This window comes from Acetobacter okinawensis (assembly GCF_002153655.1).
GTDB classification, from domain to species: Bacteria; Pseudomonadota; Alphaproteobacteria; order Acetobacterales; family Acetobacteraceae; genus Acetobacter; species Acetobacter okinawensis_A.
This window is the reverse complement of record NZ_JOPJ01000137.1, coordinates 1-400: the sequence shown is the minus strand read 5'-3', so window position 1 is coordinate 400 and position 400 is coordinate 1. Positions and strand designations below refer to the sequence as shown.

At 48.5% G+C, this 400-nt stretch carries 1 pseudogene; it reads right to left on the bottom strand.

Features of this window, described 5'->3' with window-relative positions:
• Positions 1-67: 67 nt before the first annotated feature.
• Positions 68-400: pseudogene (locus tag HK26_RS13715) on the bottom strand (hypothetical protein); the annotation flags it as partial.

Below are 400 nucleotides of genomic sequence, written 5' to 3'. Positions count from 1 at the left end.
TTTTCGATCAGATGGCGCTTTTTATACAGATGCCAATTGTAAGGTGGCTTTGATTTCCGGTTCTTCTTTAGCGGAATACAAGCGGTGATGTTACGGTCTGCGAGAGACTGTCTGATTTTATTGCTGTCGTATTCCCGATCACTGATGACTGGTGATTGATGACTTCCTCTGTCTCCTCCAACAGGTTCGCCAGCAACACATCAGTACCTTTGAAATTACTGACCTGTCCAGCAGTCAGATGAAGGCGGACAGGTCGGCCCTGATCATCACACACGGCATAAAGTTTTGAGTTCAGGCTGCCTTTTGTCCGTCCGATATGACGGGGAAAAGCTCCTTTTTGAGCAGGGACGCCGATGTCCGGTGTGCCTTGAGATGTGTTGCATCGATCATCAGACGCTTC